The organism is Kitasatospora sp. NPDC023118 (assembly GCF_055560875.1).
Map to the genome: position 1 here is coordinate 50,819 of NZ_JBVHHW010000022.1, position 24,042 is coordinate 74,860.

General features: G+C 74.3%; 1 protein-coding gene. It reads right to left on the reverse strand.

The window, feature by feature from the left end:
• Positions 1-3: 3 nt before the first annotated feature.
• Positions 4-23,955: a non-ribosomal peptide synthase/polyketide synthase gene (locus tag ACZ3UD_RS26375; protein ID WP_465592530.1), complete on the reverse strand. Its 23,952-nt coding sequence runs from the start codon at positions 23,953-23,955 to the stop codon at positions 4-6.
• Between the last annotated feature and the right edge of the window lie 87 nt (positions 23,956-24,042).

Genomic DNA, 24,042 nt, shown 5'->3' on the forward strand with positions numbered 1-24,042 from the left:
GGGTCAGTCCTCCTGGTTGGGGATGGTGGTGCCGCCGGCGGCCTCGGCGAGGCGGGCGGCCAGGATCGGGCCGATCTGGGCCAGCGAACCGGGCTGGGTCATCCGGTCGTGGCGGGTGGTGATGTCGTACGACTCGACCCGCCCGGCGATGTAGCGCTGCCAGATCCCGGGGCCGGCCGAGTCCTCGGTCCGGTCGATCGTGGAGTTGAACAGCAGCAGGTCGCCGTCGAAGCGGGCCGGGGCGTAGGCGACCGCCAGCTTGGCGTTGTTGATCATGATCTCGACGACGGCGCCGATCCGCCGCTCGTCCAGGCAGGCCAGGGCGCTGCCGCGCCGGCTGAGGATCTCGGCGACTTCGGCGTAGGTCAGGGGCTCGTCCCCCAGTTCCCCCGGGTCGATGTCCATGATTCCGACCAGGACGTCCCGCTCGGCGGGCACGGGCACCTCCTCGAACGTGATGTCCTGCACCGGGTAGGCGTCGAGGATCGCCAGCACGGCGGTCTGCTCCCCCCTGGCCTGGAACTCGCAGGCGATCGCGTGGGCGATCAGCCCGCCGGCGGACCAACCCAGCAGGTGGTACGGGCCCTCGGGCTGGACCTTGCGGATCTGGTCGGCGTAGTCGGCCGCCATCTCCTCGTAGGAACCGGGCAGGGCCTCCGGGCGCGCGAGGCCCCGGGCCTGGAGTGCGTAGACCGGGCGGTCCGGGCCGATGTGGTTCAGCAGCCCGGAGTACGACCAGCTGATGCCGCCGCCGGGATGGACGCAGAACAGTGGCGGCAGACTGCCGGTCGGACGCAGCGGCAGCAGCCCGTCGAAGGCCTCCTCGGGGTCACTCATGGCCAGGCGCTCGGTCAGTCCGGCCACCGTCGGCGCCTCGAACAGGGTGCGCAGGCCCACGTGGACGCCCAGCGTCTCGCGGACGCGGGAGACCAGCCGGGCGGCCAGCAGCGAGTGCCCGCCGAGGTCGAAGAAGTCGTCGTCGATGTGGACCTGCTCCCGGCCGAGGATCTCGGCGAACAGCTCGCACAGCAGCTGTTCCTGCGGGGTACGGGGGCCGCGGCCGGTGCCCGTCGCCTCATACGCGGGCGCTGGCAGAGCGGCCCGGTCCAGCTTGCCGTTGGCGGTCAGCGGCAGCCGCTCCAGGGTGACGAAGGCCGAGGGCACCATGTACTCGGGCAGTTCGCGGCCGAGCCGGCGGGCGAGCTCGTCCGGCGCGGGCGGCTGCCCGTCGACGGGCACCAGGTAGGCGACCAGGCGCTGGTCGCCGGGCTGGTCCTCGCGGGCGAGGACGGCCGCCTGGGCGACGCCGGGGCACCCGGCGAGCACGGCCTCGACCTCGCCGGGTTCGATCCGGAAGCCGCGCAGCTTGACCTGGTCGTCGGCCCGGCCGACGAACTCCAGGGTGCCGTCGGGCAGCCACCGGGCGAGGTCCCCGGTGCGGTACATCCGCCCTCCGTGCCCGTCATCGGGCAGGAGGGGCCCGCCCTCCGCGTACGGGCAGGCGACGAACCGCTCGGCCGTCAGGCCGGGTCGGCCCAGGTAGCCCCGGGCCACGCCCGCCCCGGCGAGGTACAGCTCGCCGGTCACGCCCGGCGGCACCGGGTGCAGTCCGGCGTCCAGCACGTAGGCCCGCATGTTCGCCATGGGCCGGCCGATCGGCACGGTCGCGGCGCGCTCCGAGAGGGTGCGGACCCGGTGGTGGGCGCCGAAGGTCGTGGTCTCGGTCGGGCCGTAGCCGTTCACCACGGCGAGGTCCGGGCAGGCCGCCAGGACCCGGGCGACGGCCCCCGGCGGCACCACGTCACCGCCAGTCCACACCTCGCGGACCCCGGCGAGCAGCTCCGGCCGTTCCTCGGCCACCAGCCGGAACAGACCGGCCGTCAGCCACAGTCCGGTCACCCCGTGCTCGGCGACCGTTGCCGCCAGCAGGTCGAGGTCGAGCCGGCCGGGCGGCGCGACGACCACCCGGCCACCACCGAGGAGCGGCACCCAGAACTCGTACGTCGAGGCGTCGAAGGCCGTCGGCGAGTGCAGCAGCACCCGGTCGTGGCCCCCCTCGCGCCAGCACGGGGCGAGCGCGAGCGCCGCCACGTCCCGGTGGGTGACCCCGACGCCCTTCGGGCGGCCGGTCGAGCCGGAGGTGTACATCACGTACGCCAACTGCCGTGGATCGCAGGTGACTTCCGGGTCGGAGTCGTCGGGCTCGGCCTGGCTGAGCGCGGCCAGCACGTCCTCGGTGAGGACCAGCGCGGCGCCGGTCTCCCGGACGATCAGATCGGTCCGGGAGGACGGGAACCGCGGGTCGAGCGGGACGTACGCACCGCCCGCCTTGACGATCGCCAGGATCGCCGTGACGAGTTCCGCGGAGCGCTCCAGCAGCACCGCGACCGGGGTCTCCGGCCGCACGCCCTGCCCGATCAGGGCCCGGGCCAGGCGGTTGGCCCGCCGGTCGAGCTCCCGGTAGGTCAGCTCGGTCGTACCCGCGACGACCGCGACCGCGTCCGGCGCGGCCGCCACCTGGCGGCCGAACAGCTCCGGCAGGCCGGCCTCGGGCAGCTCGGCCCCGGTCCGGTTGAACCCGACCAGCAGCTCGCGGCGCTCCTGCCCGGACAGCAGGTCGAGTCGGCCGATCGGCCGGTGCGGCTCGGCGGCGGCCGCGCGCAACAGTCGCGTCCAGCGGGCGACGAGCCGCTCCACGGTGCCCGGGTCGAACAGATCGGTCGCGTACTCGACCGCGCCGACCACGCCCGCCGGGCTTCCGTCCGGGCCGTACCGCTCGGCCAGGCTGACGGTCAGGTCGACCCGCGCGGTGTCGGTCGGAGCCGCCAGGTAGGAGGTCTCCAGGCCGGGCAGGGTGAACTCGCCGACCGGCGCGTTCTGCAGGGCCAGCATGACCTGGAACAGCGGATGGTGGGCCAGCGACCGAGTGGGGTTGACGGCCTCCACCAGGTACTCGAACGGCAAGTCCTGGTGGGCGTACGCGGCCAGCGCCTTCTGCCGGACCCGACCGATCAGTTCGGCGAAGCCGGGGTCACCGCTGGTGTCGGTGCGCAGCACCAGGCTGTTGACGAAGAACCCGACGAGTTCGTCCAGCGCCTGGTCGGTCCGCCCGGCGATCGGGCTGCCGATCGGGATGTCGGTGCCGGCGCCGAGCCGGGTGAGCAGGGCGGCGAGGCCCGCCTGGAGCACCATGAACATGCTGGCACCCTGCGCGGCGGCCAGGTCCCGCAGCTCCCGGTGCAGGTCAGTGTCCAGCTGCACCTCGACCCGACCGCCGCGCTGGGAGGCCTCGGCCGGCCTGGGTCGGTCGGCGGGCAGCCGGATCTGGTCCGGCAGACCAGCCAACTCGTGCTTCCAATAGTCAAGTTGCTGGGTGAACAGGCTCTCCTGGTCGGCCGCCTCGCCGAGCAGCTCGCGCTGCCACAGGGTGTAGTCGGCGTACTGGACCGGCAGCGGGGACCACAGCGGCTCCTCGCCCCGGCAGCGGGCCCCGTAGGCCGCGGCCAGGTCCCGGGAGAGCGGGCCCATCGACCAGCCGTCGCCGGCGATGTGGTGGACCACGACGAGCAGCACGTGCCGTTCGGGGGCGAGCGCGTACAGCTCCGCCCGGATCGGCGGTTCGGCGGCCAGGTCGAAGCCGAGCTGGGCGCCCCGGGCCAGCCGCTCGGAGAGCCCGCTCTCGTCGAGTTCGACCACCGGGAGCCCCGGGCTCGCCTCCGCCGCGCCGAGCACCAGCTGGTACGGCACCCCGTCCACCTCGCGGAGCACCGTTCGCAGGCTCTCGTGCCGGGCGGTCACGTCGGCGAGCGCGGCCCGCAGCGCCGGCTGGTCGAGCGGGCCGTCCAGGCGCAGCGCGAGCGGCATGTTGTAGGTGGCGCTGGGACCGTCCATCCGGTGCAGGAACCAGAGCCGGCGCTGGGCGAAGGACAGCGGGACCCGCTCGGGGCGCGGCCGCGCGGTCAGCGCCGGTCGCCGCGTCACGGAGCCGTCGAGGCGGGCCGCCAGGGCGGCCACCGTCGGGTGCTCGAACAGCGTCCGCACCTCCAGCTCGGTGCCGAGGACGGCCCGGACCCGGGACGCCAGGCGGGTCGCCAGCAGCGAGTGCCCGCCCAGGTCGAAGAAGCTGTCCTCGACACCGACCTGCGCCAGCCCGAGCACCTCGGCGAACAGCTCGGCGAGGAGCTGCTCCTGCGGGGTGCGCGGCGCCCGTCCGGCTCCGGCCGAGCCGAGGTCGGGGGCGGGCAGCGCGCGGCGGTCGAGCTTGCCGCTGGCCGTCAGCGGCAGCGCCTCCAGCGCCACGAACGCCGACGGGACCAGGTAGTCCGGCAGCCGCCCGCGCAGCCAGTCGCGGAGTTCACCGAGGAGGGCCCCGGTGCCCCGGCCGCCGGTCGGGCGGTTGGTCAGCGACGACAGCTCCCGGCCGGTGGCCCGGCCCGGCCGGGTCGGCTCGACCGGGAAGCCGTGGTGCGCCCGCGGGTCGGCGAAGACGACGTCCAGGGCGTCGGCCGTGGTGGCCGACCAGGTGACGCCCACCCGGCGGTCGAACTCCAGCCCGAGGGCGTGGAAGTCCTCCGGGTCGGGGAGGTCGCCCTCCTGCGGGGCGTGCAGCCGCTCCAGCAGCTCGGCGAGCGAGCCGTCGCCGTCCTGCACCGCCCGGGCCAGGGCGGACTCCCGCACCACGCGGCGGTTCGGCACCCCGGTGATCCGCAGCACGTCCGCGAGCGGCCGGGCGAGGAGCTCCCGCAGTTCGGCCACCCCGGCGATCTGCCGCCCCCACTCCAGCTCGACGGGCCGGCTCGGGGCCGCCGGGGCGACCGGCGGCTTGTGCAGCGTCACGTCGTAGCGGTAGCGGGTCAGTTCGTTGTGGTGGCGGCCGCGCTTGACCTCCACGGCCACCGCACCGATGTCCGCGCCGCGCTCCCGTAGGACGGTGAAGAAGTCCGGGTCGACCAGGAGTTCCTTCTCGACCCTGACGGCCTGCTCCACCGCGCGGCGCACCGCGGCTAGGTCGCCGCCCTCACCGGTCCGGTGCAGTTGGACGGCCGCGGCCAGCGGGCGCAGCAGTCGCAGGTTGCGGACGTCGCCGATGAAGAGTGCGCCACCCGGGGCGAGCAGCCCCATCAGCCGGTCGATCACGTCGGCGAGGTAGTCGGCGGACGGGAAGTACTGCACCACCGAGTTGATCACGATGGTGTCGAACCGCCCGGCCGGCAGCCCGTCGGTGTCGTGGGCCGGCCGGGTCTGCAGCACCACGCGCTCGGCGAGGTCCCCCTGCCGGGCGACCTGGGCGGTCAGCGCGTCGATCGCGGTGGCGGAGAAGTCCGTCGCCCAGTAGGTCTCGCAGTGCGGTGCGATCTGCGAGAGCAGCAGTCCGGTGCCGACGCCGACCTCCAGCACCCGGCGGGGGCGCAGGGCCAGGATGCGGGCCACGGTGGCGTCCCGCCATTCCCGCATCTGCTCGACCGGGATCGGGCTGGCGTCGTAACTGCTGTTCCAGCCGACGAAGTTCTGGCCGAAGGCGGCTTCCTCGGGAGCGATGGGCAGGGCGTCGTAGATGTCCTGCCACTCGCTCACGTGGTCGGCTTCGAGGCCGCTGTCCCGGGCCGTGTCCTGGCGCGGGACGACGTAGCCGATGAGCCGGTCGTCCTGGGCGAGGACGGCGGCCTGGGCGACGCCGGGGTGCTCGGCGAGCGCCGCCTCGACCTCCCCGGGCTCGACGCGGAAACCGCGCACCTTCACCTGGTCGTCGGCGCGGCCGACGTATTCCAGCTGGCCGTCGGTGCGGAAGCGCACCAGGTCGCCAGTGCGGTACATCCTCCCTCCTCGCCCGCCATCGGGCTGGGGGCACCTCCCAGCCGCCGGGCTGGGGGCGAGGGGCCCATTCCCGCCGGAGCCGAACGGGCAGGCCACGAACCGTCCGGCCGTCAGGCCCGGCCGGTTCAGGTAGCCGCGCGCCAGACCGGCGCCCGCGACGTAGAGCTCACCCGGCACGCCCGGGGGCACCGGGCGCAGCCGCTCGTCCAGCACGTACACCCGGGCATTGGCGATCGGCCGGCCGATGGGCGGCACGCCCGCCCCCGGGGACAGCGGGTCGCTCATCGTCGCGCACACCGTCGTCTCCGTCGGGCCGTACGCGTTGATCATCCGTCGGCCGGGCGCCCAGCGCTCCACCAGCTCCGGCGGGCACGCCTCGCCCGCCACGACCAGCGTCGACACGGCCACCGAACCCTCCGGCACGGCGGCCAGGACGGACGGCGGCACGGTCACGTGGGTGATCGCGAGGTCCGGGTCGGTCAGCGCGGCGAGCGGCTCGGCCGCGGGGGGCAGCACCAGGGCCGCGCCGCACAGCAGGGCGGTGTAGATCTCGGACACCGAGGCGTCGAAGCTGGGCGAGGCGAACTGGAGCACCCGGCTGTCGGGTTCGATCGCGAACCGTTCGATCTGTCCGGCGACCAGACTCGCCACACCGCCGTGGCCGACCACGACGCCCTTGGGGCGGCCGGTCGAGCCGGAGGTGTAGATCACGTACGCCGGATGCCGGACGTCGAGCGCGACGGCGGGGTCGGTGTCCGGCCACGCGGCGGCCTCGGCCACCATCGCCGGGTCGTCGACCACCACCGCCGGACGGGCGTCCGCCAGCATGAACGCGATCCGCGCCTGCGGGTACGCCGGATCCACCGGCAGGTACGCGGCCCCGGCCTTCAGCACACCGAGGACGGCCACCACCGACTCCACCGAACGCGGCAGCGCCACCGCCACCACCTGCTCCGGGCCGACACCCCGCGCGATCAGCGCATGCGCGAACCGGTTCGCCCGGGCATTCAACTGACTGTACGTCAACTGCGTGTCACCGCAGACGAGTGCGAGTGCGTCCGGAGTGGCCGCGACCTGCGCCGCGAAGGCATCCGGCACCGGGACGGCGCCGACCTCGCGGGCGGTCTCGTTGCCCCGCTCCAGCAGCCGGTACCGCTCGTCGGCGTCGAGGAGGTCGATCCGCCCGATCGGCTGGTCCGGGTCGGCGGCGACCGCCTCCAGCAGGAGCGTCCAGCGCCGGGCGAGGGCGTCGACCGTCGAGCGGTCGAACAGGTCGGTGGCGTACTCGACCGCGCCGACGATCCCGGCGGGGCTTCCGTCCGGACCGAACTGTTCGACGAGGCTCACCCCGAGGTCGAACTTGGCGGTTCCGGTGGCCACCGCGTAGGTGGCGACGTCCAGGCCGGGCAACGAGAACCGGCCCATCGGCGCGTTCTGCACGGCCAGGATGGTCTGGAACAGTGGGTGGTGGGACAGCGACCGGGACGGGTTCAGCACCTCCACCAGGTGCTCGAACGGCACGTCCTGGTGCGCGTACGCCGACAGCGCCGTCTCCCGCACCCGCTCCAGCAGCTCGGCGAAACTCGGATCACCGCTCGTGTCCGTGCGCAGCACCAGCGTGTTGACGAAGAACCCGACCAGATCGTCCAGCGCCTCGTCCGTGCGCCCCGCGATCGGGCTCCCGATCGGGATGTCCGTCCCCGCACCCAGCCGCGTGTACAGCGCCGCCAACGCCGCCTGCAGCACCATGAACAGACTCGACCCCGAACGCCGCGCCAACCGCGCCAGATCGGCGTGCAGTTCGGGGCTCAGCTCCAGGCCGACGTGGTCCCCGTGCCAGCCCGCGACGGCCGGCCGCGGCCGGTCGGCGGGCAGTTGGAGCAGCTCCGGCAGCTCGGAGAGCTGTCGCTTCCAGTAGTCGAGCTGCTCGGCGAACCGGCTCTGCGGGTCGGCGGCGTCGCCGAGCAGGTCACGCTGCCACAGCGTGTAGTCGGCGTACTGCACCGGAAGGTCCGGCCGGCCCGGCGCACGCCCCTCGCTCCGGGCGGCGTACGCCTCGGCCAGGTCACGGGCCAGCGGGCCGGTGGACCAGCCGTCACCGGCGATGTGGTGCATCACCAGCAGCAGCACGTGCTCGTCCGGCGCGATCGCGAACAGCTCCGCCCGCAGCGGCGCTTCCGTCTCCAGGTCGAAGGGCCGCCGGGCGAACTCGGCGAGCCGGTCCGGCAGTTCGGGCTCCGACACCTGGCTCAGCCGCGCCCGGGGCCGGGCCGCAGCCGGGTCCAGGACGCGCTGGCACGGTACGCCGTCGACCTCCGGGAAGACCGTCCGCAGGCTCTCGTGCCGGGCCACGACGTCGGCGAGCGCTTCGTCCAGCGCCGCCCGGTCGAGCGTCCCGGTCAGCTGGAGTGCCAGCGGGATGTGGTAGGTCGCGGCCGCGGAGTCCATGCGGTGCAGGAACCAGAGCCGGCGCTGGGCGAAGGACAGCGGCACCGCGTCCGGCCGCTCGCGCACGGTCAGCGCCGGGCGGGCGCGGCCGGCTCCGGCCAACGCCTCGGCCAGGCCCGCCACGGTGGGCGCCTGGAACAGCGCGCGCAGCCCCAGCTCCACGCCGAGCACCGAGCGCACCCGCGCGGCCAGCCGAGTGGCGAGCAGGGAGTGGCCGCCCAGGTCGAAGAAGTCGTCGTCGACCCCGACCCCCGACACGCCGAGCACCTCGGCGAACAGCTCGCACAGGATCTGCTCCTGCGGGGTGCGCGGCGCCCGCCCGGCCTCGGCCGAGCCGAGGTCGGGAGCGGGCAGCCCCGCCCGGTCCAGCTTCCCGTTCGGCGTCAGCGGCAGCGCGTCCAGCACCGTGAACACGGCCGGCACCAGGTAGTCGGGCAGCCGGTCACGCAGGTACGCCGCCAGCTCCGCGGGGCGCACGGCCGCGTCGGGACGGGCCGCCACGTAGCCGATGAGCCGGTCGTCCTGGGCCAGGACGGCAGCCTGGGCGACGCCGGGGTGCTCGGCGAGCGCCGCCTCGACCTCGCCGAGTTCGACGCGGAAACCGCGCACCTTCACCTGGTCGTCGGCGCGGCCGAGGTACTCCAGCTCGCCGTCGGAACGGAAGCGCACCAGGTCGCCCGTACGGTACATCCGCGCACCCGCCGGGCCGAACGGGCAGGCCGTGAAGCGCCCGGCCGTCAGGCCCGGCCGGTTCAGGTAGCCACGCGCCAGACCGGCGCCCGCGACGTAGAGCTCGCCCGCCACACCCGGCGGCACGATGCGCAGCCGCTCGTCCAGCACGTACACCCGGAAGTCCGCGACCGGTCGGCCGATCGGCGGCACGCCCGAGCCGGGCGACAGCGGGTCGCTCATCGTCGCGCACACCGTCGTCTCCGTCGGACCATACGCGTTGATCATCCGGCGCCCGGGCGCCCAGCGTTCCACCAGCTCCGGCGCACAGGCCTCACCCGCCACCACCAGGGTGGTGGCCGTGAGGTCGGCGCCGTCCAGCGCGGCCAGGGCCGAGGGCGGCAGTGTCACGTGGGTGACGTCCAACCGGCGGTCCGTCAGGGCCTCCAGCGGGGCCTCGGACGGGGCCAGCACGAGGGCGGCGCCGGTGAGCACGGCACTGCACAGGTCCCAGAAGGACGCGTCGAAGCTGGGCGAGGCGAACTGGAGCACCCGGCTGCCCGGCGCCACGCCGAGCCGCTCCGCCTGCGCCGCCACCAGGCCGGACACGCCGGCGTGGCTCACCACGACGCCCTTGGGCCGACCGGTCGAGCCCGAGGTGTAGATCACGTAGGCCGGATGCCGAGCGTCCACCACGACCGCCGGATCGCTCTCCGGCCAGTCCCCCTCGGCCAGCATCGCCGGGTCGTCGGCCACCAGGGCCGGCCGCGCGTCCTCCAGCATGAAGGCGATCCGCGCCTGCGGGTACGCCGGATCCACCGGCAGGTACGCGGCCCCGGCCTTCAGGATGCCGAGGACCGCCACCACCGACTCCACCGAACGCGGCAGCGCCACCGCCACCACCTGCTCCGGGCCGACACCCCGCGCGATCAGCGCATGCGCGAACCGGTTCGCCCGAGCGTTCAATTGACGGTACGTCAACTCCGTGCCACCGCAGACGAGCGCGAGTGCGTCCGGAGTGGCCGCGACCTGCGCCGCGAAGGCATCCGGCACCGGGACGGCGCCGACCTCGCGGGCGGTCTCGTTGCCCCGCTCCAGCAGCCGGTACCGCTCGTCGGCGTCGAGGAGGTCGATCCGCCCGATCGGCAGGTCCGGGGCGGCGGCGACCGCCGCCAACAGCCGGGTCCACCGGGCGACCAGGGCCTCGACCGTCGAGCGGTCGAACAGGTCGGTGCTGTACTCGACCGCGCCGACGATCCCGGCGGGGCTTCCGTCCGGACCGAACTGTTCGACGAGGCTCACCCCGAGGTCGAACTTGGCGGTTCCGGTGGCCACCGCGTAGGTGGCGACGTCCAGGCCGGGCAACGAGAACCGGCCCATCGGCGCGTTCTGCACCACCAGTCCGGTCTGGAACAGTGGGTGGTGGGACAGCGACCGGGACGGGTTCAGCACCTCCACCAGGTGCTCGAACGGCACGTCCTGGTGCGCGTACGCCGACAGCGCCGTCTCCCGCACCCGCTCCAGCAGCTCGGCGAAACTCGGATCACCGCTCGTGTCCGTGCGCAGCACCAGCGTGTTGACGAAGAACCCGACCAGATCGTCCAGCGCCTCGTCCGTGCGCCCCGCGATCGGGCTCCCGATCGGGATGTCCGTCCCCGCACCCAGCCGCGTGTACAGCGCCGCCAACGCCGCCTGCAGCACCATGAACAGACTCGACCCCGAACGCCGCGCCAACTGCACCAGAGCGGCGTGCAGTTCGGCGTCGATCCGGAGTTCCAGCAGGTCGCCGCCGTACGACACGGCAGCCGGGCGCGGCCGGTCGACGGGCAGCCGCAGCTGTTCGGGCAGCCCCGCCAACGCCTCGGTCCAGTAGGCGACCTGGCGGGCGAAGACGCTGTCCGTGTCGCGCTCGTCGCCGAGGATCTCGTGCTGCCACAGGGTGTAGTCGCCGTACGTCACCGGCAGCGGCTGCCATTCGGGCGCCCCGCCGCCGCGCCGGGCGACGTAGGCGGTGGCGAGGTCGCGGGCCAGCGGGCCCATGGACCAGCCGTCACCGGCGATGTGGTGCATCACCAGCAGCAGCACGTGGTCATCCGGCGCGATCGCGAACAGCTCGGCGCGCAGCGGCACTTCCGAGGTCAGGTCGAATCCGCGCACCGCCGCCTCGCGCAGCAGGGCCGGCACCTCGGCCTCACCGGCCGCGCGCACCGTCAGCGGGACGGCAGCCTCGGTGGTGTCCAGCACCCGCTGATGCGGGACGCCGGCGGTGTGCGGGAAGACCGTGCGCAGGGTCTCGTGCCGGGCCACCACGTCCGCGAGGGCGGCGCTCAGCGCGGCCCGGTCGAGGTCGCCGGTCAGCCGCAGTGCCAACGGCATGTGATAGGTGGCGCTCGGTGCCCCGAACTGCTGGAGGAACCAGAGTCGGCGCTGGGCGAACGACAACGGCATCGGCTCGCGGCGGGGCTGGGGTGCCAGGGCCTGCCGCGCGGAGGCGGCGTCGTGCAGCCCGGCCGCCAGCCCGGCCGGCGTCGGGGTGCGGAACAGGTCGCGCAGCTCCAGTTCGACCCCGAGGGTCGCCCGGACCCGTGACACCAGCCGGGTGGCGAGCAGCGAGTGCCCGCCCAGGTCGAAGAAGTCCTCGTCGACCCCGGTCTGCGGCAGGCCCAGGACCTCGGCGAACAGCTCGCACAGGATCTGCTCCTGCGGGGTGCGCGGCGCCCGGCCGCCGGTCGTGCCCGTCGGCTCGGGCGCGGGCAGCGCGGCGCGGTCCAGCTTGCCGTTGGGCGTCAGCGGCAGCGCGTCCAGCGGGACGAACGCCGACGGCACCAGGTAGTCGGGCAGCCGGTCGCGCAGGTACGCCGCCAGCGCGGCGGCGGTGGCCGGGCCGTGCGCCGAGGGCACCACGTACGCGACGATCCTGGTCTCGCCCCGGTCCTCGCGGGCGAGCACCGCGACCTGGGCGACGCCCGGGTGGGCCGTCAGCTCGGCCTCGATCTCGCCCGGCTCGATCCGGAACCCGCGGACCTTCACCTGGTGGTCCACCCGCCCGGCGAACTCCAGCTCGCCGTCGGCGCGCCAGCGGACCAGGTCACCGGTGCGGTACATCCGCGCGCCGGCCGGACCGTACGGGTTGGCGACGAAGCGCCCGGCGGTGAGCCCGGGCCGGTTCAGGTAGCCGCGGGCGAGCCCCGTCCCGGCGAGGTACAGCTCGCCCAGCACCCCGGGGGCGACCGGCCGCAGCGCCGAATCCAGCACGTATGCCTGGCAGTTGGCGATCGGACGGCCGATCGGCACCGGGATCGGGCAGTCCGCCGGGTCGGCCGGCAGCGGGTAGGCGGTGATCACATGGGTCTCGGCGGGGCCGTAGTGGTTGTGCAGCACCCGGCCCGGTCGACGGGCCTGGAAGCGGCGCACGGCACCGCCGAGGCGCATCGCCTCGCCGGCCTGGGCGACCAGCCGCAGGTCGGGCAGCTCCAGCCCGGCCTCCTCGGCGGCCTCGGCCAGCGCCTCGACCACCAGGTTGGGCGCGAACAGCTCGCCGACCCGGTGCCGGTCCAGCCAGTGCGCGAACAGCTCGGCGCTGCGGCGCTGCTCCTCGGTCGGCACCACCAGCGTCTTGCCGTACAGCAGCGCGGAGAGCAGCTCCTGCACCGAGACGTCGAAGCTGATCGCCGTGAACTGCGCGGTGCGCGTGCCGGGTTCGCCACCGACGGCGCGGTGGTGCCACGCCAGCAGGTTCAGCAGTCCGGCGGCGGGCATCACCACGGCCTTGGGCCGGCCGGTGGAGCCTGAGGTGTAGATGACGTAGGCCGGGTGGCGCGCGTCCACGCCGACGGCCGGGTCGTGCTCCGGCTGCTCGTCGGACGGCGTGACGGCCGCGAGGTCGTCGAGCACCACGGACGGTCGCGCGTCCTCCAGCATGTAGGCGATGCGGGCGGCCGGGTAGTCCGGGTCGACCGGCAGGTAGGCCGCTCCGGTCTTGAGCACCGCGAGGACGGCGACCACCAGCTCGGCGGAGCGCGGCAGCCGCAGGGCGACGACCTGCTCCGGCCCCACCCCGCGCGCGATCAGCGCGTGCGCCAGGCGGTTGGCCCGGCGGTTCAGCTCGCGGTACGTCAGCACGGTGTCCTCGAACACCACCGCCTGGGCCTCCGGGGTCGCCCGGACCTGCGCCTCGAACAGCGCCGAAAGGGTGGCGACGGGAGCCGGGCACTCGGTGTCGTTGCGGGCGACCAGCAGCTCGTGCCGCTCCTCGGCGGTGAGCACGTCGATCCGGCTGAGTGGCCGGTCGGGCTCGGCGACCACTGCCGCCAGCAGCCGCAGCCAGCGGTCGACCAGCGCCTCCACCGTGGCGTGGTCGAACAGGTCGGTGCTGTACTCGACCCGCCCGACGATGCCCTCGGCCCGCCCGCCGGTGCCGCCCCGCTCCAGCAGGTGGAAGCCGAGGTCGAACATCGCCGTGGGCGTCCGGACCAGGAGGATCTCGGCGTTCAGACCGCTCAGCGCGAACTCGGTGCGGGGCACGTTCTGCAGCGCGAGCAGCACCTGGAACAACGGCTGCCGGGCGAGCGACCGGGACGGGTTGAGGGCCTCGACGACGTGCTCGAACGGCAGGTCCTGGTGGGCGTACGCGCCGAGCGCGCTCTCCCGGACCCGGAGCAGCAGTTCGGCGAAGGTCGGGTCACCCGAGGTGTCGGTGCGCAGTACCAGGGTGTTGACGAAGAAGCCGACGAGGTCGTCCAGCGCCTGGTCGGTCCGCCCGGCGATCAGGCTGCCGACCGGGATGTCCGTGCCCGCGCCGAGCTTGTCCAGCAGCGCCGCCAGCGCGGCCTGGAGCACCATGTGGACGCTGGCCCCGTGCTCCCGGCCCAGGCGCACCAGTGCGCCGTGCAGCTCCGGAGCCAGGTCGATCGCCAGGTGCCCGCCCTGGTACGAGGTGGTCGCCGGACGGGTTCGGTCGGCGGGCAGCCGGATCTGCTCGGGCAGGTCGGCGAGGCGCTCCGTCCAGTAGGCCGCCTGCCGGGCGAACAGGCTCGCGGGGTCGTCACGGTCCCCGAGCAGCCGGTCGTGCCACAGGGTGTAGTCGGCGTACTGCACGGGCAGCGGCGCCCACCGCGGTTCCTCTCCCTGGCGGCGCGCCGCGTACGCGGTGGCCAGGTCGGCGGCCAGCGGGCCCAGCGACCAGCCGTCACCGGCGATGTGGTGCACCACCAGCAGCAGCACGTGCTCGTCCGCCGAGAGCTGGAACACCTCGGCGCGCAGCGGCGGTTCGGCCGCGAGGTCGAATCCGCGCACTGCGGCCCCGGCCAGCAGTCCCGGCAGGGCCGTCTCGTCGGCCGGGGTGACCGACAGCCTCGGGCGCACCGCTCCGGCGGCCAGCACCTGCTGGTAGGGCACGCCGTCCACTGCCGGGAAGACCGTGCGCAGGGTTTCGTGCCGGTCGACGACGTCGCCCAGCGCCGCCTCCAGGGCCGCCAGGTCCAGCGGTCCGGAGAGCCGCCACGCGAGCGGCATGTTGTAGACCGAGCCGTCGCCCTCCAACTGGCGCAGGAACCACAGCCTCCGCTGAGCGGACGACAGCGGCACCAGCTCGGGCCGCTCCGCCCGTCCCAGGGCGAGCCGGGCCCGGTCCGCGCCACCCAGGCCGGCGGCCAGACCGGCCACGGTCGGGTTGCGGAACATGGTGTGCAGCGCCAGCTCCACGCCCAGGGTCGCACGGACCCGGGCCACCAACCGGGTGGCCAGCAGGGAGTGTCCGCCCAGGTCGAAGAAGTCGTCGTCGACACCGACCTGAGGCAGGCCCAGCACCTCGGCGAACAGCCCGGCCAGCACGTGTTCCTGAGGAGTGTGCGGTGCCCGGCCGACCCGCGTCGCGGTGGACTCGGGCTCGGGCAGCGCGCGCCGGTCCAGCTTGCCGCTGACGTTCAGCGGCAGGGCGTCGAGAGGGACGAACGCGGTCGGCACCATGTAGTCCGGCAGCCGCTCGCGCAGGTGCGCCCGCAGGTCCTCCGGCCGAAGCTCCGCTCCGGTGGCGGGCACCAGGTAGGCGACCAGGCGGGCGTCCTCCGCCCGGTCCTCCCGGACGATCACGGCGGCCCGCGCGACCTGCGGGTGTTCCGCCAGTGCCGCCTCGATCTCGCCGAGTTCGATCCGGAAGCCCCGGACCTTGACCTGGTCGTCGGTACGGCCGACGTACTCCAGCTGACCGTCCGCGCGTCGGCGCACCAGGTCGCCGGTGCGGTACATCCGCGCGCCCGCCGCACCGAACGGGCATGCCACGAACCGCCCGGCGGTGAGCCCGGGCCGGTTCAGATAGCCGCGCGCGAGCCCTGGGCCCGCGATGTACAGCTCCCCCGTCACGCCGGGCGGCACCAGGCACAGCCGCTGGTCCAGCACGTACGTCCGGAACCCGGCGATGGGACGGCCGATCGGCGGCACGCTCGGCCCCGGCGACAGCGGCTCGCTCATCGTCGCGGTCACCGTCGTCTCCGTCGGACCGTAGGAGTTGATCAGACGCCGGCCCGGCGCCCAACGCGCCACCAGATCGGGCCCGCACGCCTCACCGCCGACCAGTAGCGTCGGCACGGCCACGTCGTCCGGCGACAGTACCGCCGGCACGGACGGCGGCACGAGGGCATGGGTCAGCGCAAGGCTTGGATCGGTCAGCGCGGCGACCGGCTCGGTCGCGGGCGCCAGTACCAGGGCGGCACCGGTGAGCAGGGCGCCGAACAGGTCCCACACCGAGGCGTCGAAGCTCGGCGAGGCGAACTGGAGCACCCGGCTGCCGGCACCGATGCCGAGCTGCTCGACCTGCTCGGCCACCATTGCGGGCAGGCCCTCGTGGCTCACCACCACACCCTTGGGCCGGCCGGTCGAACCCGAGGTGTAGATCACGTACGCCGGGTGCCGGACGTCCACGGCAACGGCCGGGTCGGTCTCCGGCCGCTCCGACGTCTCGGCCACGGTCGCCGGGTCGTTGACCACCACGGTCGGCTGGGCGTCCTCCAGCATGAACGCGATCCGCGCCTCTGGGTACGCAGGATCCACCGGCAGATAGGCGGCTCCCGTCTTCAGCACACCCAGGACGGCGACCACGAACTCCACCGAGCGCGGCAGCGCGATCGCCACGATCTTCTCGGAGCCGACACCCCGGGCGATCAACGCATGCGCGAAACGGTTGGCCCAGGCGTCTAGTTGACGGTACGTCAACTCACGTTCCCCGCCGACCAGAGCAACCGCATCCGGCGTCGCCTCCACCTGCGCCGCGAAGGCCTCCGGCAGGCTCACGACGGCCGCCCCGCCCTCGACGGCGGGCAGCAACTCGCGGCACTCCTCGGCGGACAGCAGGTCGAGCCGGCCGAGCCGCAGGTGCGGGTCGGCGACGGCCGCGCTCAGCAGCCGGACCAGGCGCGCGATCATCGTCTCCACGGTCGCCGGGTCGTACAGGTCGGTCGCGAACTGGACGAACGCGTCGATCCCGGCCGGGGAGCCGTCCTCGGCGTGCCGCTCGGCCAGCGAGAGGACCAGGTCGAACTTGGCCGTGGCGTTGGCCAGTTCCAGCTCCTCGACTCGAAGTCCGGGCGGGGCGAACTCGGCCCGGTCGTTGTTCTGCAGCACCAGCATGATCTGGAACAGCGGGTGGTGGGAGAGCGACCGCACTGGGTTGAGGGCCTCGACCAGGTACTCGAACGGCAGGTCCTGGTGCGCGTACCCGGCCAGGGCGGTGTCCCGGACCCGGGCGAGCAGCTCGGCGAAGGTCGGGTCGCCCGAGGTGTCGGTGCGCAGCACCAGGGTGTTGACGAAGAACCCGACCAGGTCGTCCACGGCCTCATCGGTGCGCCCGGCGGTGAGGCTGCCGACCGGGATGTCGTCACCCGCACCGAGCCGGCTCAGCAGCGCCGCCAGCCCGGCCTGGAGCACCATGAACAGACTGGTACCGCTGGTGCGGGCGAGTTCGCGAAGCCCGTGGTGCAGCTCCGCGTCCAGCTCGGCCCGCAGGTGGCCGCCCCGGTGAGAGGCGACCGCCGGGCGGGGCCGGTCGACGGGCAGCTGGATCTGCTCCGGCAGATCGGCCAACTGCCGTTTCCAGTAGGCCGCCTGGCGGGCGAACGGGCTGTCGTCGTCGGTGGCGTCGCCGAGCAGCTCGTGCTGCCACAGGGTGTAGTCGGCGTACTGCACGGCCAGCGGCTCCCTCCGCGGCTCCTCGCCCCGGCAGCGGGCAGCGTATGCCTCGGTGAGGTCGGCGGCCAGCGGGCCGAGCGACCAGCCGTCACCGGCGATGTGGTGGAGCACCAGCAGCAGTACGTGCTCCTCCGCTGCCAGCTCAAACAGCTCTGCGTGCAGCGGCAGTTCGGTCTCCAGGTCGAACCGATGGGCCTGCGCCGCCGTCAGCTCGCCTGGCAGCCCGGCCTCCGTGGTCCGGCGCACGGCCAGCCCCGGGCGGGCCGCCGCCACGTCCAGCACCCGCTGGTGCGGCACGCCATCCACCACCGGGAATACCGTGCGTAGGGCCTCGTGCCGGGCCACCACGTCGGTCAGGGCCGCGTGCAGCGCCTGCCGGTCGAGCAGACCGGACAGTCGCCAGGCCAAGGGGATGTTGTAGTTCCCGCTCGCGCCCTCCAGCTGGTGCAGGAACCAGAGCCGCCGCTGCGCGAACGACAGCGGGATCCTCTCGGGCCTCGGGTGTCGCACCAGTGCCAGCTGCGCCTGGCGGGCCCCCGCCAGGGCGGCGGCCACACCGGCCGGGGTCGGGCTCTCGAACAGGGTGCGCAGTTCCAGCTCGACCCCGAGGGTCGCACGGACCCGCGCGGCCAGGCGGGTGGCCAGCAGCGAGTGCCCGCCGAGGTCGAAGAAACTGTCCTCGACGCCGGCCTCGGCCACCCCGAGCACCTCGGCGAACAGCTCGCACAGGATCTGCTCCTGCGGCGTGCGCGGCGCGCGGCCGGTGCTCGCCGGGGCGAGGTCGGGCGCGGGCAGGGCGCGGCGGTCCAGCTTGCCGTTGGCGGTCAACGGCAGTGCGTCCAGCGTCACGAACGCGGCCGGCACCATGTACTCCGGCAGCCGCTCGGCCAGGTGCCCGCGCAGATCGGCCGGGCCCGGCGCGGCGCCTGCGGCCGGTACCAGGTAAGCGACCAGCCTGGTGTCGTCGGCGCGCTCCTGCCGGGCCAGCACGGCCGCCTGGGCGACGCCGGGGTGCGCGGCAAGCGCCGCCTCGATCTCGCCGAGCTCGATGCGGAAGCCGCGCACCTTCACCTGCTGGTCGGCCCGGCCGACGTAGCGCAGGCTGCCGTCGGCCGCACGGCGCACCACGTCGCCGCTGCGGTACATCCGGGAGCCGGCGGGCCCGAACGGGTCCGCGACGAACCGGCCCGCCGTCAGGCCCGGCCGGTTCAGGTAGCCGCGCGCCAGGCCGGCGCCGGCGACGTACAGCTCGCCCGCGACGCCCGGGGCCACCGGCCGCAGGCCGCCGTCGAGGACGTACGTGCGCAGGTCCGGGAGGGCCGTGCCGACCTGGCCGGCCGCGGTGCCGGACGCGCCGAGCGCCGCGTACGTGACGTGCACCGTGGTCTCGGTGATGCCGTACATGTTGACCAGCCGCGGCGCGTCGTCCGGGTGTCGCTCGTACCAGTTCGCGAGCCGGGCGGGCTCCAGGGCCTCGCCGCCGAACACCACCGTGCGCAGCGCGAGTTCACGGCCGGTCCCGGGTGCCTCGGCGTCCGCCTGCATCAGCTGGTAGAAGGCGGACGGCGTCTGGTTGAGCACGGTCACCCGCTCGCGGGCGAGGAGTTCCAGGAAGCGGTGGGGCGAGCGGCTGGTCTCGTGGTCCACGACCACCAGGCGGCCGCCGTGCAGCAGCGGGCCCCACAGCTCCCACACCGAGAAGTCGAAGGCGTAGGAGTGGAAGAGGGTCCAGACGTCCTCGGCGGAGAAGCCGAACAGCTCCCGGGTGGTGCCGAACAGCCGCACCACGTTCCGGTGCGGGACCACGACGCCCTTGGGATTGCCGGTGGATCCGGAGGTGTGGATGACGTAGGCGGGACTGCCCGGATCGAGCGGGACCTCCGGGTCGGTGTCCGGCCGTGCGTCCAGGTCTGCGGCGTCCAGCAGGAGCCGGTCCACCCCGTCCGCACCAGGTAGTTCACCGGTCCGGCCGGTCGTCACCAGCAGCGACGGCCTGGTGTCCCGGAGCAGGTAGGCGATCCGGGCGGCGGGGTACTGCGGGTCCACCGGAACGTAGGCGGCGCCCGACTTGAGGACCGCGAGGACGGCCACCACCAGCTCGGCCGAGCGCGGCAGGGCCAGCGCCACCAGCTGCTCCGGCCCCACACCGCAGGCGATCAGGGCGTGCGCGAGCCGGTTGGCCCGGGCGTTCAGCTCGCCGTACGTCAGGGTGGCCTCGCCGCTCACCACGGCGACCGCGGCCGGGTTCGCCCGTACCTGCTGTTCGAAGAGCTCGGTGATGCTGCTCTCCGACAGCTGCTCGGTGCTGTCGGCTCCGGCCGGCAGCAGCGCGCGGAGCTCGTCGGCGGAGAGCACGTCCACCTGGCCGATCCGCCGGCCGGGGTCGGCGGCCACGGTGCGCAGCAGCCGCAGCCACCGCTCGACGATCCCGGCCACGGTGGCCTCGTCGAACAGGTCGGTGCTGTACTCCACCAGGCCCGACAGCCCGTCCGCGTCGGGCTGTTCGGCCAGGATGAACGTCAGGTCGCACTTGGCCGTCCCGGTGGGAACCAGGCCGGTCGTCACCCGCAGCCCCGGCAGGTCGAAGGTGCCGAGCGGCGCGTTCTGCAGGGCGAGCATGGTCTGGAACAGCGGGTGGTGCGCGAGCGTCCGGGTCGGGTTCAGCGTCTCCACCAGGTGCTCGAACGGCACGTCCTGGTGCGCGTACGCGGCCAGCGCGTCACCGCGCACCCGGCCCAGCAGTTCGGTGAACGTCGGGTCGCCGGACAGGTCGGTGCGCAGCACCAGGGTGTTGACGAAGAACCCGACCAGGTCGTCCAGGGCCTCGTCGGTGCGTCCGGCGATCGGGGTGCCGATCGGGACGTCGGTGCCCGCGCCGAGCTTGCCGAGCAGGGCGGCCAGTCCGGCCTGGAGCACCATGAAGAGGCTGGCGCCGCCGTCCCGGGCGAGCGCGCGCAGGCCCTGGTGCAGCTCGGCGTCGATCCGCACCGGCAGTTGGGCGCCCCGGTACGACATCGCCGCCGGCCGGGGCCGGTCGAACGGCAGCTCGACCTGCTCGGGCAGGCCCGCCAACTGCTCCCGCCAGTAGGCGAGCTGGCCACCCAGCAGGCTGTCCCGGTCCGAGCCGTCGCCGAGCAGCTCCCGCTGCCAGAGGGCGTAGTCGGCGTACTGGACCGGCAGCGGCGCCCACTCCGGCTTCGCTCCCCCGGAGCGGGCCGCGTAGGCGGTCGTCAGGTCACGCGAGAGCGGCCCCATCGACCAGCCGTCACCGGCGATGTGGTGCACCACCAGCAGCAGCACGTGTTCCTCGGTGCCCAGCTGGAACAGTTCGGCGTGCAGCGGCGGCTCCGCGGCGAGGTCGAAGCCGTACCGGGCCGCCTGCGCCAGCCGGTCCGGCAGGTCGCGCTCGCCGACCTCGGTCACCCGCAGCCGAGGCCGGGCCGCGTCGGGATCGAGCACCCGCTGGCACGGCACGCCGTCGACCACCGGGAAGACGGTGCGCAGGGCCTCGTGCCGCTCGGCCACGTCCGCCAGGGCGGCTTCCAGAGCCCGCTGGTCCAGGCTTCCGGTCAGCCGCAGCGTCAGCGGGATGTTGTACGTGGCGCTCGGGCCCTCCATGCGGTGCAGGAACCACAACCGGCGCTGGGCGAAGGACAGCGGGACGGCCTCGGGCCGCTCGTGCCGCTCCAGTGCCGGGCGTGCCCGGCCCGCGACGTCCACCGCCGCCGCCAGTTCCGCCACCGTCGGCGCGTCGAACAGATCGCTCAGCCGCAGTTCCACGCCCAGCACCGACCGTGCTCGGGCGACCAGCCGGGTGGCCAGCAGCGAGTGCCCGCCGAGGTCGAAGAAGCTGTCGTCCAGCCCGGGCTCGGAGGCCCCGAGGACCTCGGCGAACAGTCCGGCGAGCTGGTGCTCGGTCGCGGTGCGCGGCGCACGGCCCGGCGCGGCCGCCTGCCGCTCGGGGGCCGGCAGGGCCCGCCGGTCGAGCTTGCCGTTCGGGGTCAGCGGCAGTTCGTCCAGCACCACGAACGCCGACGGCACCATGTACTCCGGCAGCCGCTCCCGCAGCCGGGCCCGCAGCGCCTCCGGCCGGACGGCCTGCCCGGCCGCGGGGACGGCGTAGGCGACCAGCCGGGGTTCCTCCTCGGTGCGCACCACCACGGCGGCCCGCGCCACCTCCGGCTGTTCGACGAGGACGGCCTCGATCTCGCCGAGCTCCACCCGGAAGCCGCGGATCTTGACCTGGTCGTCGGTGCGGCCGAGGAACTCCAGATTGCCGTCCGAGTCCCACCGGACCAGGTCGCCGGTGCGGTACATCCGCGAACCGCTCGGCCCGAACGGGTCCGCCGTGAACCGCCCGGCGGTCAGGCCGGGCCGGTTCAGGTAGCCGCGCGACAGGCCCGCACCGGCGATGTACAGCTCACCGGGCACGCCGCTCGGCAGCGGCCGCAGGGCGCCGTCGAGCACGTACAGCCGGGTGTTGGTGACGGGCCGGCCGATGACCGGACGGCGGCTCGACCCCACGGGCGCGACCACCGAGTTGACGGTGCACTCGGACGGTCCGTAGAAGTTGAGGCAGGACACCCCCTCGGCCGCCCGCAGCTGCTCCCACAACCGCTCGGGGACGGCCTCGCCACCCGCCGCGACGAGCGCCGGGCGGCGCTGTGGGTCGCTCAACAGCCCGTGGGCGACGAGTACGTGGAGGTAGGAGGGGGTGGCCTCGACGAAGTCCAGCCCGCAGCGCGCGGCGTAGCGGACGAAGGCCTCGGGGTCGGTCCAGGTCGCGTGGTCCAGGACGTGCAGCTCGTGGCCCGCGAACAGCGCGAGCAGTTGGTTCCAGGAGGCGTCGAAGGACACCGAGGTGGTCAGGGCCACCCGCAGCCGCCGCCGCTCCTTCAGTAGCGGCGCGAACCACGCCAGCCGGTGGTCGGTGAGCAGGTTGAGCAGGCCGCCGTGGGTCGGCAGTACGCCCTTGGGCCGTCCGGTGGAACCGGAGGTGTAGATGACGTACGCCGGGTGGCGCGGGTCGACGGCCACCAGCGGGTCGGTCGCCGGGCCGTCCGCGACCAGGGCTGCCGTCCGCGGGTCGTCGAGCACCAGCCGGTCGACGGGCCCGGCCTCGGGCAGCCGCTGCCCGCTGCGGGTGTCGGTCACCAGCAGCGCCGGCCGGGCGTCGTCGAGCAGGTAGCCGATCCGAGCCGCCGGGTACTCGGGGTCGATCGGGACGTACGCCGCCCCGGTCTTCAGCACCGCGAGGATCGCCACCACCAGCTCGGCCGACCTCGGCAGGGCCACCGCCACCAGTCGCTCCGGCCCGGCTCCCCGCTCGATCAGGGCGTGCGCCAGCCGGTTCGCCCGCGCGTCCAGCTCCGCGTACGTCAGTGAGACGTCCCAGCAGACCAGCGCGACCAGGTCCGGGGTCGTCCGCACGTGCTCCCGGAACAGCTCCGGCAGGCTCTCGGCCGGGAGCTCCGCCACCGGCCCGGTGCCGAGGGCCGCCGACTCGCGGTGGTCCTCGGCCGTGAGCAGGTCGATCCGGCCCACCGCCTCGTCCGGGTCACAGGCCGCGACGGCGTCGAGCAGGGCGAGCAGACGCTGCTGGTGGGCGGCGAGGTCGTCGTCGCCGTAGGCCTCCGGGGAGCCGTGGAGCCTGAGCAGCGGCGGGTTGCCGTCCCGGTAGTCGAACACCCAGACGGCGAGGTCGGTGGTCGATCCCGACACGAAGTGGTGCACGGAGGCCGGGTGCCCGGCGAAGCTCGGCCTGGAGTTGAAGGCCATGATGTTGACGATCAGCGGGAACGCCGTCCCGATGCTGCCGGGCGCGCCGAGGTCCCGCAGCAGGTCCTCGCTGCGGTAGCGCTCGTGGGCGACGGCCGCCTCGACCTCCCGGGCGACCTGGGTGACGAGCTCCCGCCATGGCATGTCGGGCCGCACGGTCAGCCGCAGCGGCACCACGTTGGACATCGTGCCCGGCACCGACATCAGGTCGCGGTCGGCGGAGCGGCGGGCGGTGACGGGCATGGCGAGCACCACGTCCTGGGAGCCGCTCAGCCGGTGGGCGTAGAGCGCCGTCGCGGCGATCAGCACCCGGGACCACCGGACGCCGGCCCGGCCGGCCGCCGCCCGCAACGCCTCGGGGCTCCGCAGCTCCAGTTCCTCGGCCAGACGCAGGGCGCGGTGCGGGTCGGTCGCGGAGGTGTCGGTGAGCCGTGTCGGGGCGGGCAGGTCGGCGAAGCGCTCGGTCCAGTAGGTGCGGTCGGCGGTGAAGTCGGCGGACGAGCGGTAGGCGGCGTCGCTGTCGACCAGGTCCCGTAGCGAGCCGAACGGGCACGGCGACACCGCGCCGCCCTCGGCCAGCGCCGAGTACACCTCGCCGACCCGCTGCCGGACCATGGAGCTGCTGATCGCGTCCAGCACCACGTGGTGGTAGTTCAGGTACCAGAGGAATTCCGTCGGCGACAGCCGGATCAGCGCGTGGCCGAACAGCGGATCACGGGCGAGGTCCAGCGGGCGCATCAGGTCCCGCTCCATCCACTCCATGGCCGCCGCCCGGGGGTCGGGCTCCGAGCCGAGGTCGAGGTGCGCGGGCGCCCAGTCCCAGGTCTCGCGGAGGACCTGACGCGGTCCCTCGCCGTCGTCGACGAAGGTCACGTGCAGGGCGTCGACCTCGTCGATCACCCGGCGCAGCGCGGTCTCGAACAGCTCCGGGTCCACCGGCCCGTGGATCTCCAGGCACTCGCCGACGCGATAGCCCGGGATCGCCGTCCGGGAGCGCTGCTCGGCCAGCCAGATCTCGCGCTGGGCCGCTGTCAGGGGAAGGACGTCGCCGTCGCGACGGGACATGGGGGTACCTCCAGGAGTGTGAGCAGGCGTCGTCGCGGGGCGCGCCGGGCCGCGCCGACCACGGTGGCGTCACGTGGTCGGCGGGCG